The 16,689-nt window shown below is 63.0% G+C and carries 5 protein-coding genes; 1 reads left to right on the top strand and 4 read right to left on the bottom strand.

Annotated features, from left to right (window positions below; translation table 11 throughout):
* Positions 1-6 precede the first annotated feature (6 nt).
* The gene (locus tag KW846_RS14355) at positions 7-13,005 is read right to left on the bottom strand and encodes a non-ribosomal peptide synthetase (RefSeq protein WP_218482923.1); all 12,999 of its coding nucleotides are present in this window, start codon (positions 13,003-13,005) and stop codon (positions 7-9) included.
* Between the two features lie 375 nt (positions 13,006-13,380).
* On the opposite strand from KW846_RS14355, the gene KW846_RS14350 reads away from it, so the two are divergent.
* Entirely contained in the window at positions 13,381-13,929 is a 549-nt protein-coding gene (locus KW846_RS14350; RefSeq protein ID WP_218482921.1) for an RNA polymerase factor sigma-70, read from the top strand.
* Positions 13,930-14,055: 126 nt separating this feature from the next.
* Here the strand turns inward: KW846_RS14350 and KW846_RS14345 are convergent, their stop codons facing one another.
* The 3 genes from KW846_RS14345 to KW846_RS14335 form a co-directional block, all read right to left on the bottom strand.
* Entirely contained in the window at positions 14,056-15,060 is a 1,005-nt protein-coding gene (locus KW846_RS14345) for a GNAT family N-acetyltransferase (RefSeq protein ID WP_218482919.1), read from the bottom strand.
* 76 nt (positions 15,061-15,136) lie between these two features.
* Positions 15,137-15,895: an ABC transporter substrate-binding protein gene (locus tag KW846_RS14340; RefSeq protein ID WP_256356715.1), complete on the bottom strand. Its 759-nt coding sequence runs from the start codon at positions 15,893-15,895 to the stop codon at positions 15,137-15,139.
* Between the two features lie 153 nt (positions 15,896-16,048).
* Complete coding sequence (locus tag KW846_RS14335; protein ID WP_218482914.1) at positions 16,049-16,675, bottom strand: TetR/AcrR family transcriptional regulator; 627 nt, start codon at positions 16,673-16,675, stop codon at positions 16,049-16,051.
* Positions 16,676-16,689: the final 14 nt, after the last annotated feature.

The following is a 16,689-nucleotide window of genomic DNA, read 5'->3' as shown; positions in this document are numbered from 1 at the left end:
TGGAGATTAAAACCCCTCCAGCTCCGCCATCAGGTCATTCAGGCGATCCACCTTCTCCTCAGTGATCTCGCTGGCCGACAATCCGTCGATGTACCCGGCCAACGCCTCCACCGTGCTGCACTCGAACATCGCCCGCAACGGCACGTCCCGTTGCAGGGTTTTCTGCACTCGTGAGGCGATCTGCGTGGCCAGCAGTGAATGCCCGCCGAGTTCGAAGAAGTTGTCGCGAACACCCACCTTCTCGACCTTCAGTACCTCAGCCCAAATGTCCGCCAGGGTCTGCTCCAGGTCATTGCGCGGTGCCTGGTAATCCTGGCTCTGCATCTGGCCGATCTCCAGCGCCGGCAGGGCCTTACGATCCAGTTTGCCGTTGGCATTGAGCGGCATCTTGTCCAGCCACAGCCAGTGCAGCGGCACCATGTATTCCGGCAAGTCGGCGCGCAGGCGTTGCTTGATCCGCTCCAATCCCTCGGCCGGACTCAACGCCACATCCGCCGCGACCAGATAGCCCACCAGATGCTTGCCGTTCGCCCCTTCCTGCACACCCACCGCCGCATCGCGGACTTCCGGTTGTTCATGCAGGCGAGCCTCGATTTCACCCAGCTCGATACGGTAACCGCGAATCTTCACCTGTTGGTCGATGCGCCCCACGTACTCCAACACGCCGTCGCTGCGACGGCGAGCCAGGTCGCCGGTGCGATACAGACGTTCACCCGGTGTGCTGAATGGGTTCGGCACAAACACCGGAGCCGTGCGCAGCGGATCGCTGACATAACCGCGCCCGACCCCGGTGCCGGCGACGCACAGTTCACCCACGGCACCCAGCGGCACCAGTTCCAGTGCGCCATCGAGCACATACAACAGGTTATTGTCGGTCGGCGTACCGATCGGCAAATAGCTGCCGCGGGTCGAGGCCAGGTCGACACGGAAGAACGCCACGTCGTCCGAGCACTCCGCCGGACCGTAGGCATTCACCAGGCCGATCTGCGGATAGCGCAGCAACCATTGATGCGCCAGCTCCGGCGGCATTGCCTCACCGGTCGGCAGCATCCAGCGCAGGCCGTCGAGGCTCATGCGCTCCTGGGCGAGCATGCCCTGGATCAGCGACGGCACGCTTTCCAGCACGGTGATGCCCTGGGCGGCAACATGCGCCAGCAAACCCTGCGGATCGTGGGCGATGGTGTTCGGCACGATGTCCACCCGTGCGCCGAACAGCGGCGCGGCGAGGAACTGCCACACGGAAATGTCGAAGCTTTGCGAGGCGGTCTGGGCGATCACGTCGGCGTCGCTCAAGTTCAGGTACGGCACTTTGCTCAATTGGTTATTGAGCATGCCGCGCTGCTCGACCATCACGCCTTTGGGCAAACCGGTGGAACCGGAGGTGTAGATCACATAAGCGAGGTTGTCCGGGCCGCTGTAGATGCCTGGGTTGTCCGCCGACAGCGCAAGGGCCTGGACCTCCTCCCAGACCAGCAGCCGTGGCCGGCTGGCGCAGCCGAACTCGTCAAGCAAGGCCTGCGCCTGTTCACGGCACGCTTGCGTGCACACCAGCAGTGGCGTGCGGCTCAGTTCGATGATCCGGCTCAGACGCTGGCTGGGCAGGCCCGGGTCCAGCGGCAGGTAACCCGCGCCGGCCTTGAAGCTGCCGATGATCATGCCCAGCAGATCGAGGCTGCGTTCGGCCAGCAATGCCACCGGTTGATCGCGCCCGACGCCGGCGGCGATCAATGCAAGACCGAGACGGTTACTGCACTGGTTCAGCTCCGAATAACTGTACTGGCGGTCAAGACAACTGGCGGCAATCCGCTGCGGGTGTCGGGCGACCTGCGTCTCAAACAATGAAACGTAGCTCTGCTCCAGCGGATATTCGTGTTCGCTCTGGTTGCAGCCATGGAGGAGGAAGTCCTGCTCCTCGGCCCCCAGCAACGGCAGGTCGGCCATGTCGCCATGGAAACCTTCCACCAACGCCAGCAGCAAACGCTTGAACTCGCCGAGCATGCGCTCGACCGTGGCTTCATCGAAGTAGCGCTGGTCGTAGGACAGGTGCAAGCCCAGGTCATCCCCCGGATAGCACACGGCCGTCAGCGGGAAGTTGGTGTGGGTCCGGCCCGAATCCGAGGTCGCGTTGAGGCTCTGCGCACGGTCCAGCACCGAGACTTCCACCGGGGCGTTTTCGAACACGAACAGGCTGTCGAACAGCGGCTGGCCCTTGGGCAGCTCGCTTTGCTCCTGGATGTTCACCAGCGGCAGGTATTCGTATTCACGCAGTTGCATGTTGCTGTCGAGCAGACCGCTGAGCCACTGGCGCACGCTGCATCGCTGACCGTCCTCGGGCATCTTCACCCGCAGCGCGATGCTGTTGATGAACAGGCCGACGGTGCGCTGCATCTGCGGCATCTCCACCGGACGCCCGGCCACGGTGACGCCGAACAGCACGTCGCGATCACCGCTCAAGCGTCGCAGCACCAGCGCCCACGCCGCCTGGGCGAAGGTGTTGATGGTCAACTGATGGGCCTGGGCCAGTTCGCGCAATTGCGCACCGTCACAGGCATCGAGCCGGGTGTAGCGGTCGCCGACGATCATGCCGCCACTGTTGCCGGCATGTTCACGCAGGAACGGCCGGTCGCTCGGGATCGGCGTGGTCCGTTCAAACCCCTGCAGGTTGGTTTTCCACCATTGCCGCGCTTCGTCCAGGCTCTGGCGTTGCAGCCAGCCAATGTAGTCGCGATAACGCGACACAGGCCCAAGCTGCGCTTCCCGGCCTTCGCCGAGGGCGCTGTAGATCTCGAAGAAATCGTTCATCAGCAGCGAACGGCACCAGGCATCGATGAGGATGTGGTGGTTGCTCATCATGAACCAGTAACGCGCCGCGCCGACCCTGATCAGACGCAAGTGGAACGGCGCCTGGTTGAGCAGATCGAACCCGGCCTCGCGTTCGGTCCTGAGCAAGGTTTGCAGCTTCGGCTCTTGCTCGGCTTCGGCGATATCACGCCAGTCGAGGTACTCGATCGGTGTGCTGCCCGGTTTGTGGATCACCTGCAGCATGTCTGTGCCGACGTTCCAGCAGAACGACGCGCGCAACGCTTCGTGGCGGGCGACGACGGCTTGCCAGGCCTGGGCGAAACGCTGCGGATCCAGCTCGCTGTTGATGCGGTAGCGGTCCTGCATGTAGTACAGGCCGGTGCCCGGCTCCAGCAAGGTGTGCAACAGCATGCCTTCCTGCATAGGGGTCAGTGGGTAGACGTCTTCGATAACAGCGGCCGGCACCGGCAACGCATCCAGTTGCGTCTGATTGAGCTGCGCCAGCGGGAAGTCCGACGGCGTCAGGCCACCGACGTCGTCGCGCAGGCAATGCTCGATCAGACTGCTCAACTCACTGAGGTAGGCATCGGCCAACTCGCCGATGGTTGACGGATCGAAGCGTTCGGCACTGAACGTCCAGCGCAATAGCAGTTCACCGCCATACACCTGACTGTCGACGCTCAGCTCGTTGGGCAACGGTGCATTGGCATCGTGGGCCGCGCCGACGCCTTCATCCAGCGGATGGAACAGCGCGTCCGCACCGAAGCTCTGGTCGAACTGGCCAAGGTAGTTGAAGGTAATCGGTGCCTGCGGCAACGCCGCCATGCTGCGGCGACTCGGCTCATCGGCGAGGTAACGCAGCACGCCATGTCCCAGGCCTTTGTGCGGCACGGCACGCAACTGTTCCTTGATCGCCTTGATCGAGGCCCCCTGCCCGGCGGCTTCTTCGATGTTCGACGGCGTCAGGCGCAACGGATAGGCACTGGTGAACCAGCCCACCGTGCGGGTCAGGTCGATGTCGTCGAACAGCGCTTCGCGGCCGTGGCCTTCCAGCTGGATCAGCGCCGATGGCTGACCGCTCCAGCGGCACAGCACGCGGGCCAAGGCGGTCAACAGCAAGTCGTTGACCTGGGTGCGATAGGTACTTGGCGCCTGTTGCAGCAACTGCCGCGTACGCTCGCTGTCGAGACGCACGCTGACGGTTTGCGCATGACGGTTCTGTCGCCCGCCTTCAGGGTGATCGCAGGGCAGATCGGCATTTGGCCCGGCCAGTTGCGCCTGCCACCAGCCCAGCTCTTCGCGCAGGGACTCGCTGCCGGCGTAGGCCTGCAAGCGTGCGGCCCAGTCCTTGAAGGCACTGGTTTTCGCCGGCAGCTTCACCGACTGCCGCGCCTCCAGTTGGCGATACAGGGTTTGCAGGTCATCGAGCAGCACCCGCCACGACACACCATCCACCACCAAGTGGTGAATGGCGATAAACAAGCGTTGCTGGCCCTCAGGTCCATCGACCAGCAACACGCGCAGCAAGGGCCCCTGTTCAAGGTCGAGGCTGCGCTGGGCATCGGCGAACAAGGCCGCGCATTTATCCATCGACGAAACACGCACTTGCCACAACACCGGCGCATCGGAGATCGGCTGATGCAAGGCCTGCCACTGGCCGGCAACCTTGCCAAAGCGCAGGCGCAAGGCGTCGTGCTGTTCGATCACCGCCAGCAACGCTTGCTCCAGGCGATGAGATTCCAGCACCACCGTCGGTTGCAACAACAACGCCTGGTTCCAGTGTTGGCGTTGCACGATATCGGTGTCGAAGAACCAGTGCTGGATCGGTGTCAGGCGCGACTCGCCCATGATCAAGCCCTGCTCGGCATTGACCTGCTCGCTGCGGGTGGCCACGGCGGCGAGGGACTGCACGGTCTGGTGCTGGAACAGGTCGCGAGGGCTGAAGTGAATGCCCTGCTGCCGCGCCCGGCTGACCACCTGGATCGAGAGGATCGAGTCGCCGCCCAGTTCGAAGAAGTTGTCGTTGAGACCGACCTGCTCGACGTTCAGCACTTCGCACCAGATCTGCGCCAGCGTGACTTCGAGTTCGTTGGTCGGCGCCACGTAGTCTTGGCGATTCAGCTCCGCGTCCGGTGCCGGGAGCGCACGGCGGTCGAGTTTACCGTTGCCGGTCAACGGCATGCTCGCCAGCAGGATCAGGTGCGTGGGCACCATGTAATCCGGCAGTTGCGATTTCAGATGCGCCTTGAGGGATTCGCGCAACATCGATTGCTGCGCTTCGTCCTGTTCGGCGACATCCGTCACCAGATAGCCGACCAGTTGTTTGCCGCTCGGTGCGTCAAGCGCCAGCACGACCGCCTCGCGGACTGAATCATGGTCCAGCAGGCGGGTTTCGATTTCACCGAGCTCGATGCGGAATCCGCGAATCTTCACTTGATGGTCGATGCGTCCAAGGTACTCCACCAGGCCATCGGCACCCTGGCAAACCAGGTCACCGGTGCGATAGATACGCCCGCCATCGGCGGCAAACGGGTCGGCCACAAAGCGCTCCGCCGTCATGCCCGGACGCTGGTGATAACCCTGGGCCAGACCCGCGCCACCGACATACAACTCGCCCGTCGCGCCTTGCGGCACTAACGCCAGGTCGGCGTCGAGAATGTAGGCCACGCGGTCGCCGATCACACTGCCGATCGGTACGCTGCCGGCGCCCTCTTCCAGCACTTCAGGCGCAAGGCTGGCCAGCGGCATGACCACGGTCTCGGTGGGGCCGTAGGCGTTGAAGAACCGGCTCGGTTTGAACGCTGCACGAATACGCGCCAGGTGCTCACCAGTCAGCGCTTCGCCGCCGGTGATGATCATGCGCACCGGCAGGGTCTGGTCCTGGGTCGCCAGCCATTGCGCCAACTGGCTGCCGTAGCTCGGCGTGAAACCGAGTACGTTGATTTGATGACGACGGATCAGGCCGCAGATTTCTTCCGCGTCCCACTGCCCTTGCGCTCGCAATACCACGTGCGCGCCACTGAGCAGCGGCACCAGCAAACGCTCGGTGGCGGCGTCGAAGTTGATCGAATAGAAGTGCAGCTCGCAGTCGTCGGGGCGCATGCCGAAACGCTCGATCACCGCGCGGCAATGCATGGCGATTTCACCGTGGGACACCACCACGCCTTTCGGTTTTCCGGTCGAGCCCGAGGTATAGATCAGGTAGGCCTGATGCTGCGCCAGACTGATCGACGGCAATTCGCTGGCCGGGAAATTGGCCAGCGCAGCGGCATCTTCTTCAAGACACCAGCGGCCGACGGTCGCCGGCAACTCGCCCAGGGCCTTGAACATCGCCGCATCGCTGAGCAGCAAACCGATGCCGCTGTCTTCGATCATGTAGTGCAAGCGGTCCAGCGGGTACTCCGGATCCAGCGGCACATAGGCACCGCCTGCCTTGAGGATCGCCAACAGGCCGACCACCATTTCCAGCGAACGCTCGAGTGCCAGGCCCACACGAACCTGCGGTCCGACACCTCGCTCGCGCAGCATCCAGGCCAGGCGGTTGGCGCGGCTATCGAGTTCGGCGTAGCTCAGGGTCTGCCCGGCGAAGGTCAGTGCCGGTGCGTCCTGGCGCACCAGGGCCTGCTCGGCGAACAGGTGATGGATGCACTGATCCAGCCGATGTTCGCCCGCCTCGACGCCGAGGCTGTCGAGCAGAAGCTGTTGCTCGCCGGACGCCAGCAGCGGCAGTTCACTCAAGCGTTGTTGCGGATCGGCAATCAGCGCCTCCAGCAGGTTGCGCCAATGCCCGGCCATGCGGGCGATGCGCGGTTCGTCGAACAGATCGGTGCTGTAGGTCAGGCAGCAGCCCAGGCGATGGTCGAGGTCGGTGACTTCCAGGTTGAGGTCGAACTTGGTCGCGCGGGCATCGTTGGCCAGGTACTCGACCGTCATGCCGGCCAGGGTGCGGCTTTGCTGGAACTCCCAGCGCTGCACGTTGCACATCACCTGAAACAACGGGTTGTAGGCCGCGCTGCGTGGCGGTTGCAGGGCTTCCACCAGATGATCGAACGGCAGGTCCTGATGGGACTGGCCTTCGATTACCGTGTGGCGCACCTGCTCGAACAGCTCGCCGACAGACATCTGGCCGTCGAGCTGGCAGCGCAGCACCTGGGTGTTGAGGAATGCGCCGATCAGCCCTTCGCTTTCCGGACGAATGCGGTTGGCCACAGGCGCGCCGATGCGCAGATCAGTCTGGCCGCTATAGCGGTACAGCAGGGTCGCCAGTGCGGCGGTCATGGTCATGAACAGGGTCAGGCCGTGCCGGGCATTGAAGGCACGGACCCGTGCCGCGAGCTCGTCGCTCAGGTCAAAGCGATACAGCTCACCCTGATGGCTTTGTACCGGCGGACGCGGACGGTCAGCCGGCAACTCCAGCAGCGGATGCTCATGGCCCAGTTGCGTGGTCCAGTAATCAAGCTGACGCTGACGCTCGCCCGACTCCAGCCACTGACGCTGCCACACGCTGTAATCCAGGTATTGCACCGGCAACGGCGCCAGCGGCGACTCACGGTCGTCGACAAAGGCTTCGTACAGCGCGCTGAGTTCCCGGGCAAAGATGTCCATCGCCCAGCCTTCGGTGACGATGTGGTGCAAGGTCAGAACGAAGTAGTGTTCCTGCTCCGCGGTCTTGACCAGGCACGCACGCAACAGCGGTCCAGTTTCCAGATCAAACGGCTGGTGCGCTTCGTCGTCGGCCAGTTGCTGGACCTGCCACTCGCGGCCTTCGGCATCCAGCGCGGTGAAATCCTTCCACGCCATGCGCACGCCGGTCTGCATGCGCACCTGTTGGCGAGCGACGCCGTCAACGCTCGGGAACGTCGTGCGCAGGGTTTCATGGCGCATGATCAAGGCTTGCAGCGCCGCTTCGAAACGCGCGACATCCAGCACGCCGCGCAGCCGCGCCATGCCGCCGACGTTGTAGGCCGGGCTGTCCGGCTCCATCTGCCAGAGGAACCACATGCGCTGCTGAGAATAGGACAGCGGCACCGCCTGACTGCGGTCGATTGTTTCAATCGGCGGCTGTTTGTTGGTGCTGCCGCTGGCCTGGATCAGGCGGACCTGTTCGGCAAATGCACCCAGTTCGCTGTGTTCGAACAGCGCCCGCAGCGGCAACTCGACGTCACAGGCCTGACGGGTGCGGGAGATGATTTGCGTGGCCAGCAGCGAGTGGCCGCCAAGGGCAAAGAAATCATCGCGCAGGCCGACTGGCGTCAGGCCCAGCACTTCGCGCCAGATGCCGGCGATCTGTTGCTCCAGTTCGGTGACTGGCTCAACGTGTTCGCGAACCTGCCACTGCGGCTCCGGCAAGGCGCGACGGTCGAGTTTGCCGCTCGGGCCGAGGGGCATTTGGTCCAGCCGCATCAGCTGGGCCGGGACCATGTATTCCGGCAGCTGCGCCGTCAGCGCCGCTTTCAGGCGAGTCGTTTGCGCATCGACGGACTCAGCAGTGTCGGTGGTGGTGAAGTAACCGACCAGTTGTCCACCCGCCGCCGTTTCGCGCACCAGCACCACCGCTTGGGCGACCCCCTCCTGCGCCAGCAGACGGGCTTCGATTTCCTGCGGCTCGACACGGAAACCGCGCAGCTTGACCTGCTGATCGAGGCGACCGAGATACTCGATCACGCCATCGCCAGTCCAGCGTGCACGATCTCCGGTACGGTACAGACGCGCGCCGTGCTCGCCCAATGGATCGGCGACAAAGCGTTCGGCCGTCAGGCCCGGACGGCCCAGATAGCCGCGCGCCAGACCGCTGCCACTGATGCACAACTCACCCGGCACACCGGCCGGAACCGGATTGAGCTCGCTGTCGAGCACGCGGCAGATCACATTGCCCAGTGGCCGGCCAATCGGCGAGCGTTCGCCGTCGGCGCTGGAGCACTGCCAATGGGTGACGTTGATCGCGGTTTCGGTCGGGCCGTAGCGGTTGTGCAACTGTACGGCCGGCAGTTGCGCCAGCACGCGGTTGCGCAGCTCAGCAGGCAAGGCTTCGCCGCCGGAGAATACGCGGCGCAGGCTGGAGCATTGCGCGCTGAGCGGTTCGTCGATGAACAACGAAAGCAGCGGCGGCACGAAGTGCAGCGTGGTCACCCCGTACGCTTGCACAAGCTGCGCGATGCGATGCGGATCGCGGTGTTCGCCGGGGCCGGCAAGCAACAGGCGACTGCCGGTGATCAGCGGCCAGAAGCACTCCCACACCGACACGTCGAAACTGATCGGCGCCTTTTGCATCAGCACATCGGTTTCGTTCAACTGATAGGTTTGCTGCATCCATCGCAGGCGCTCGGCCAGCGCCGCGTGGGTGTTGCCGACGCCCTTGGGTTGGCCGGTGGATCCCGAGGTGTAAATCACATAAGCGAGGTTGTCGCCCTGCAGATGCAGGCCCGGCGCCTGGCTTGGCCAGTTGTCCAGGTGCAAGGTGTCCATGGCGATCACGCTGACGCCCTGGCTGGCCGGCAAGCGATCGAGCAAGCAGGTTTGCGTCAGCAGCAATTGGACACCGCTGTCGCTGAGCATGTAGGACAGGCGTTCGGCCGGGTAGTCCGGATCCAGCGGTACATAGGCACCACCGGCCTTGATGATCGCCAGCAGGCCAATCAGCAGTTGCGGCGAACGCTCGCAGGCAATGGCCACGCAGACGTCCGGGCCGACGCCCTTGTCGCGCAGGTAGTGGGCCAGACGGTTGGCCTGAGCGTGCAGTCCAGCGAAGTCCAACTGACCGCCGTCCCACAGCAACGCCGTGCGCTGCGGGGTCCGCCGGGCTTGTTCGTCAAGCCGTTCCGGCAGCCATTGACTGGCCGGTGTGCAGGGTGCAACGGACCAGTTCGCTTGTTGGTTGTGCTCAGGCTCAGTAAGCAGTTGCAGATCGCCGAGGGCCGTTTGCGGACGCTCGCAGACTTCACGCAACAGGTTGGCGTAATGCCCGGACAGACGCTCGATGGTCGCCGCATCGAACAACTCGCTGGCATAGTCGAAGGACAGGCTCAGGCGACCGTTGCGATCTTCCTCACTGTTCAATTGCAGGTCGAACTTGGCTTGCCGGCTGTGCCACGGCAGCTCTTCGGCCAGCAACCCCGGCAGGCGTTTCAAGGCACTGAGGTCGCGCTGCTGGTGGTTGAACATGACCTGGAACATACCCTGTTCACGGGCCTGCGGAAAAGCTTCAAGCAACTGCTCGAACGGCAAGTCCTGATGCGCTTGCGCACCCAGCGCTGCCTGACGGGTTTGCCCAAGCAGCTCAGTGAACGGCAGCCGTGAATCCACCTCGGCGCGCAGCACCTGGGTGTTGATGAAAAAGCCGATCAGGCCCTGGATTTCCAGGCGCGGACGGTTGGCGTTCGGTACGCCGATGCGGATGTCACGCTGACCGCTGTAGCGATGCAGCAAGGCCTGGAACGCGGCGAGCAGCAGCATGAAGGAGGTCGATTCGTGGGCCTGGGCGGTCTGGCGAATCGCATCACTGAGGGTCGCACCCAGACGCAGGGTATGGCGGGCGGCGCTGTGCAGTTGTTGGGCGGAGCGGGGATGATCGGTGGCCAGGCTCAGGGTCGGATGCTCATCGCCCAAACGGGCTTTCCAGTAGGCCAGTTGCCGCTCGCCCTCCCCTTGCGCCAGCCATTGGCGCTGCCAGCTGGCGTAATCGGCGTACTGCGTCGGCAATGGCGCCAGCAGCGCTTGCTGGCCTTGGGAGGCCGCCGCATACAGGCGCGAGAACTCGTCGATCAGCACATTCAGCGACCAGCCATCAGCGATGATGTGGTGCATCGTCACCAACAACTGATGGTCTTCGTCGTCGAGGCGCACCAGCGTCACCCACAGCAGCGGGCCTTTCTCCAGGTCGAACCGGGTCCGCGCTTCATCCTCGCGGATCTGCAGCGCGCGGGCTTCACGTTCGGCGGCCGGCAAGTCGCTGATGTCGATCATTTGCAGGTTGAACTCAGCACCCGCAGTGACCTGCTGCAGAGCCACGCCATCACGCTCGAAGAAGCGCGTGCGCAAGGATTCGTGGCGCTCGATCAACTGCTGGAAACTGGCGCGCAATGCGTCCTCATCCAGCTCACCACGCAAGCGCAAGGCACCCGGAATGTTGTAGGCGCTGCTGTGGGGGTCGAGTTGCCAGGTGATCCACAAACGGTTTTGTGCCAGCGATTGCGGCATCGGTTGCTGGCGCGACAGCGCCGTGATCGCGCTCTGGGCCACGCAACCGTCCTGTTGCTGACGGGCCACGACATCGGCGAAGGAGCCGAGGGTCGGAGCTTCGAACAGCAGGCGCAGGTTCAAATCCAGTCCCAGCGCTTCACGCAGACGCGCCACCACTTGCGTCGCTGCAATGGAGTTGCCGCCGAGCAGGAAGAAATGATCGTCGGCGCCCACCTGCCCGACCTGCAATTGCTCGCACCAGATCCGGCCGATCAGGCTTTGCAGCTCAGAGCCCGACTCGACCTGGCTTGCATTTTCGGTGCTGGCCGACGGGAACACCGCGTAGCTGTCCAGGCTGCCGTCCGCCAGTCGACTGCGGCACGCCGAGCGTTGCAATTTGCCGCTGGACGTCTTGGGCAGCGCACCCGGATTGAGCAGCACCACCACGCTCGGTGCTTCCTGATACGCCTCGGCAACGGCCTGGCGAATGGCTTTGATCAGGGCCTCGGGCGGCAGGATTTTCTGCACGCTGCGGCTGATTTCGGCGGCGATGCCGATTCCCTCCTGACCACCGACCGTGACGGCAAAGGCGGCAACGCGGCCCTTGCGTACCACTTCCACTTCGCGCTCGACGGTCTGTTCGATGTCCTGCGGGTACAGGTTGTACCCGCGCACGATCAGCATGTCCTTCAGGCGGCCGGTGATGAACAGCTCGCCGTTGCGCATGAAACCCAGGTCACCGGTTCGCAGCCAGGTCTGGCCGGCGTGCCGGACGAACGTCCTGGCGGACGCCTCAGGGTTGCGCCAATAACCGAGGGCGATGCTCGGCCCGCTGGCCCAGACTTCGCCGACGGTGTTGTCGGCCTGTTCGCTGAGCGAGACCGGGTCGACGATCAGCACCGCGTGAGCCGGCTGGCTGATGCCACAACTCATGATCGGGCTGCCCTCGCCCGCTTCCACTCGGTTCTGCGCCAGGGCCTGATCGTCTACCCGCAGGTTGCCAATGCCTTCGCCGCGCGCTGTGCCGGCCACGAACAAGGTGGCTTCGGCCAGACCGTAAGAGGCCATGAAGCTGTCCGCGGTGAAACCGCAGGTCGCGAACTTCTCGGCGAAGCGTTCCAGGGTGTCGAGGCGAATCGGCTCGGAACCGGAATACGCCACGCGCCAGCCACTCAGGTCCAGCCGTTCCAGGGCCGATTCGCTGACCCGCTCGCTGCACAGGCGATAAGCAAAATCCGGCCCGCCGCTGATGGTGCCGCCGTATTCGCTGATCGCTTCCAGCCAGCGCAACGGCCGGCCGAGGAAGTACGCCGGTGACATCAACACGCAAGGCACGCCGCTGAAAATCGGCTGCAGCAAGCCGCCGATCAAGCCCATGTCGTGGTACAGCGGCAGCCAGCTGACGATTACATCGTCGGGGTTGAGGTCGATGCCGAAGCCGTGACGAATCAGCAATTCGTTGGCGACCAGATTGCCGTGGCTGACCTGCACGCCCTTGGGCAGTGCGGTGGAGCCGGAGGTGTATTGCAGGAAGGCGATGTGATCGTCCTGCAAATCCGCCGCGACCCAGCGTTCGGCCAGTGCGCCGTCGAGGGTGTCGACACACAGCAACGGCGGCGCCCCTTCGATTGACTGCAATGCATCGCGCAGCCCGGCGCTGGTCAGCAGCAGGCGCGGCTGGGCATCGCTGATGATCGACAGCAGGCGCTCCTGGTGATGACGGCGCGTCGACTCCGGCGGGTAGGCCGGTACCGCGATCACCCCGGCATACAGGCAACCGAAGAACGCCGCGACGTAATCCGGGCCGCTGGGGAACAACAGCACGGCGCGGTCGCCAACATCCGCTTGAGCCTGCAAGGCACCGGCAATCGTCCGCGCCCGCTGATCCAGCTCGCGATAACTGAGCACCACAGCCTGTTCCGGGGTCTCGGCAAGAAAACGCAGGGCCACCCGATCCGGCGTCAGGGCCGCGCGGCGCTGAAGGGCTTGGACCATTGTGCTGGGGAGTTCGAATGCGTCGGTCATGAGGTTTCCTGCCTGATTTCGGCTTGCAAATGGAATCGGTTTTCTGGCGTCGCACCCTGATCGAGGGCGCGCGGGACGCGGTCTTCGCCGACCGCGCAAGGCATTGGCAATGCGGTTGTGACCGGGGCTGCTGCCCGGTGCCATTCACCAATGAGAACGGATGACGTCTTGAAATAATTAGTCGCCAGGTTGCAACGCCAGGCGGGCTGAAGGGGCGTCAATGTGTCGCAGTTCGCACTCTGCCCACTTGTCGCGCATCAATTCTTTTTCTCATTTGACAATCATTATCATTAAGCCTAATTTGTCGCTCGATTGTGCAGGACGGCCCCCCGGTTTATCCCCGTCCCACTAACCTTTTGCAGCAAGGTGATTTCCATGATGGAACCAGTATCCACAAGCAGGTGCGATACACCGCTACTTCAGGCATTCGTCGATAATCGACTGATTCTGGTGAAGATCGCAGCCCGTATTACCGGTTGCCGCTCACGTGCCGAAGATGTTGTGCAGGACGCGTTCTTCCGGCTGCAATCGGCCCCACCCATCACCAGTTCGATCAAGGCCCAGCTCAGCTACCTGTTCCAGATCGTGCGCAACCTGGCGATCGACCACTACCGCAAGCAGGCGCTGGAGCAGAAGTATTCCGGCCCTGAAGAGGAAGGGCTGAATGTGGCGATCCAGGGTGCGTCACCGGAAACCTCGCACATCAATTTCTCGACGCTGGAGCACATTGCCGATGCGTTGACCGAATTGCCGAGTCGCACCCGCTACGCCTTCGAGATGTATCGCCTGCACGGCGTACCGCAAAAAGACATCGCCAAGGAACTCGGCGTCTCGCCGACCCTGGTGAACTTCATGATTCGCGATGCGCTGGTGCACTGCCGCAAGGTGTCGGGGAATCGTGGCGATATAGCCGCTCGCCACTAAGATCTGAAATCTGCTTCGCTCCCTTCGCGAGCAAGCCCGCTCCCACAGGTTCAGCACACATCCTGTAGGAGCGAGCTTGCTCGCGATAGCGGACTCAAGGTCTATACAGAGCTTGAGCCGTACCTATCAAGCCAGTGCGCAGCGATCGAAAAACCGCTCCCGCCCCAACACCATCAAAGCCGCGCGCTTGTGCGGGAAGTCGAACTCTTTCTCGCAGTGAAAGCACTGGTTGTGCATGTACCCGATCATCTTCGCGTTATCGGCACGCGGCTCCGCCACTACGCGCTGCGTGCGCGGATCATCGAGAAACAGGTAATGCACCAGCGCCGATAACCAGCTCGCCACCTTGTGCGGACCGCGATGGTTTTCCTCACCCACCAGCATGTGAATGCCACGGTCGTAATCGCCGGCATCATAGAAGGGTGCGATGCGATCCTCCTTGGCCCAGTAGGCTTCGAAGTAGGCGAACGGCTGTTCGTCGAAACACCCGATAAGCGTCAGGGTGTGCGGATCGGCCTCGAGTTTGCTCAGGTATTGGCGATGCTGTTCGAGGCTGCCCTGCTCCTGCCAGAAGCTGGCGACACGCGGACTGTTCTGCCAACGATTGAAACGCGCCAGGTCCTGCTCGATTTCCAGGGTACGCAGGGAAATCCAGGCGCCCAGCCGCGCATCGAATCGTCGATACACCTCACCCCGGGGTTTCACTGCTCGCAGCGGATGACGCTTGCCGCCGGTGATGACCATTTGCTGTGGGTAGCTGCCGGTCAGGGAGTGCCCCAGCCATGGCTGCGGCAACTGCCAGAACAAGGTGCGCTCGCAGCAATACTGGCCATTGAAGGGAGTTGGAATCAGCAAACCACTGAGCACAGCTTCGTGCGGCACCTCTTGCAGTTGCCAGACCAGACGCTGACAGTCGGGGTCGCGGGCGAACAGCCAGTAACAGGCCGCCCATATCGCTTGCCCTTCGGGATGACTGAAGCACTCCAGCAATTGCACGTGCAACTCGGGGCCACGATTGAGCCGCAGGGTGAGCAAGGGCTGGCCTTCCAGGCTGAGGCTCAGGCGGCCTTGCGTTTCATCAGCGCCAAGACGACTGCCGGTCGGCAGGCACAGGTCATTCAGATTGGACATGGGGGCGGGCTCACGATAATCGTCGACAGTTCAACGAGGTGACGTCAGCCACGGCGGGAAATTTAGGACAAGAAGGTCAATTGACGACGTGAGGTAGGGGTTCGTTGTGCGGGACCGGCACCACCGCAATCTTGTACGGATCGAAAATCCTCAGCATCTGGCCACTGTCGCGCAAGCCCTGCAACAACTTGCCGAAGGCTTCGCCGCTGATGGGGGCCGCCGGGCGCAGGATGGCGTAATGGTGATAGACCTGATCGATGCGATCGGACGCCAACAACTCCTTGGCGACATTCGGATTGCGCAAAAAGTAGTCGTTCAGGTAAGAGCGCGTGACCAGGGCGATGTCGGCGCGACCGCGTAACACCATCAGCAGATTGCTGTCATGGGAATAGGTCAGCGTGGCGTTGTAGTTTTTCGCCAGGTACTGGGGCTCGGCATTGAAGTTGGCAAACTCGTAGTGATAACCACTGAAGAGTGCCAGGCGCTTGCCGCTCAGGTCGGAAAAATAGATTTGCTGCCGATCGGGCAGGCGTTGCGCGACAAAAATCTCGGCGTCTTCCAGTCCCATGTCGACGGCCGTATGGGGAATGTCTTCCCAACCCCAGGCCGGATTTTCGAAGATGGCCATGTCGACCCGGCCCTGCTTCAAGTCACCGAAACGCCGTGGAATGGACGTGGGCACCAGGACAAACTGATAGTCACTTTGCGCTGCGTTCAGGGCCTCGACCAGTTGCGGCAGCAACCCGGTATCGGCCCCGGATTCCGGGCGCACGGTGTAGGGCGGAAAATGCGCAGCACCAATGCGCACCAGTTGCGCAGCCTGGGATGGCAGCATCGTTGACACCGCAAGCGTCGCGAGCAAAAGCCGCGAAGCTGTCCGAATTGGCGACCCCCTCAAAACAAGCTCACTCCCCAATAAAACGGCATCAATGACTTCAAGCTAGGCGTTTTCTTCAAGTTAGCCAGTTTAATGCTGGCCAACACAAGTTTATTGCCGGTCATCCAGCACCAGAATCAACGCTTCATCGGCCAATTGATCAAGGCTCATGCTACCGCCGGCGCGAAACCAGGTGGTGGTCCAGGACAATGCGCCGGTCAGGAAGCGGCGGGTAATGAACACATCGCCGCGGATAAACCCGGCGCTCTTGGCTTCGCCCAGTACCTGCAGCCAGATGTCTTCGTAGATTTCGCGCAGCGCCAGGACCTTGGCCTGGCCCTCTTCGGACAGCGAGCGCCATTCGTAGACCAGCACGGCCATGGCCTCGCCGCTGCCACCCATGATCGACTGCAATTCACAGCGGATCAGCGCCAGCACCCGTTCGCGCACATTGCCGGCCTCGGCGATGGCCGCACGCATCAACGCGGTGTTGTAGCGGATGGTTTCCTCCATCACGGCGCGCAGGATTTCGTCCTTGCTTTTGAAGTGGTGGAAAATACTCCCGGACTGAATGCCCACGGCGCCGGCCAGATCACGCACGGTGGTGCGCTCATAGCCTTTATTGCGGAACAGGTGGGCCGCCACTTGCAGCAGCTTGCCACGGGCGCTGTCCGGGTCGGTCAATTGGCCGTCGTCTACCAATTCACGCATGACCCTCAGGGCTTTTTGCTCGTCCACCCGTTCTCTCCTAC

Source organism: Pseudomonas sp. PDM32 (genome assembly GCF_019219225.1).
Lineage (GTDB): Bacteria > Pseudomonadota > Gammaproteobacteria > Pseudomonadales > Pseudomonadaceae > Aquipseudomonas > Aquipseudomonas laurylsulfatiphila.
Note: the sequence above shows the minus strand (reverse complement) of the source record. Positions and strands in the feature narration are given on the sequence as shown.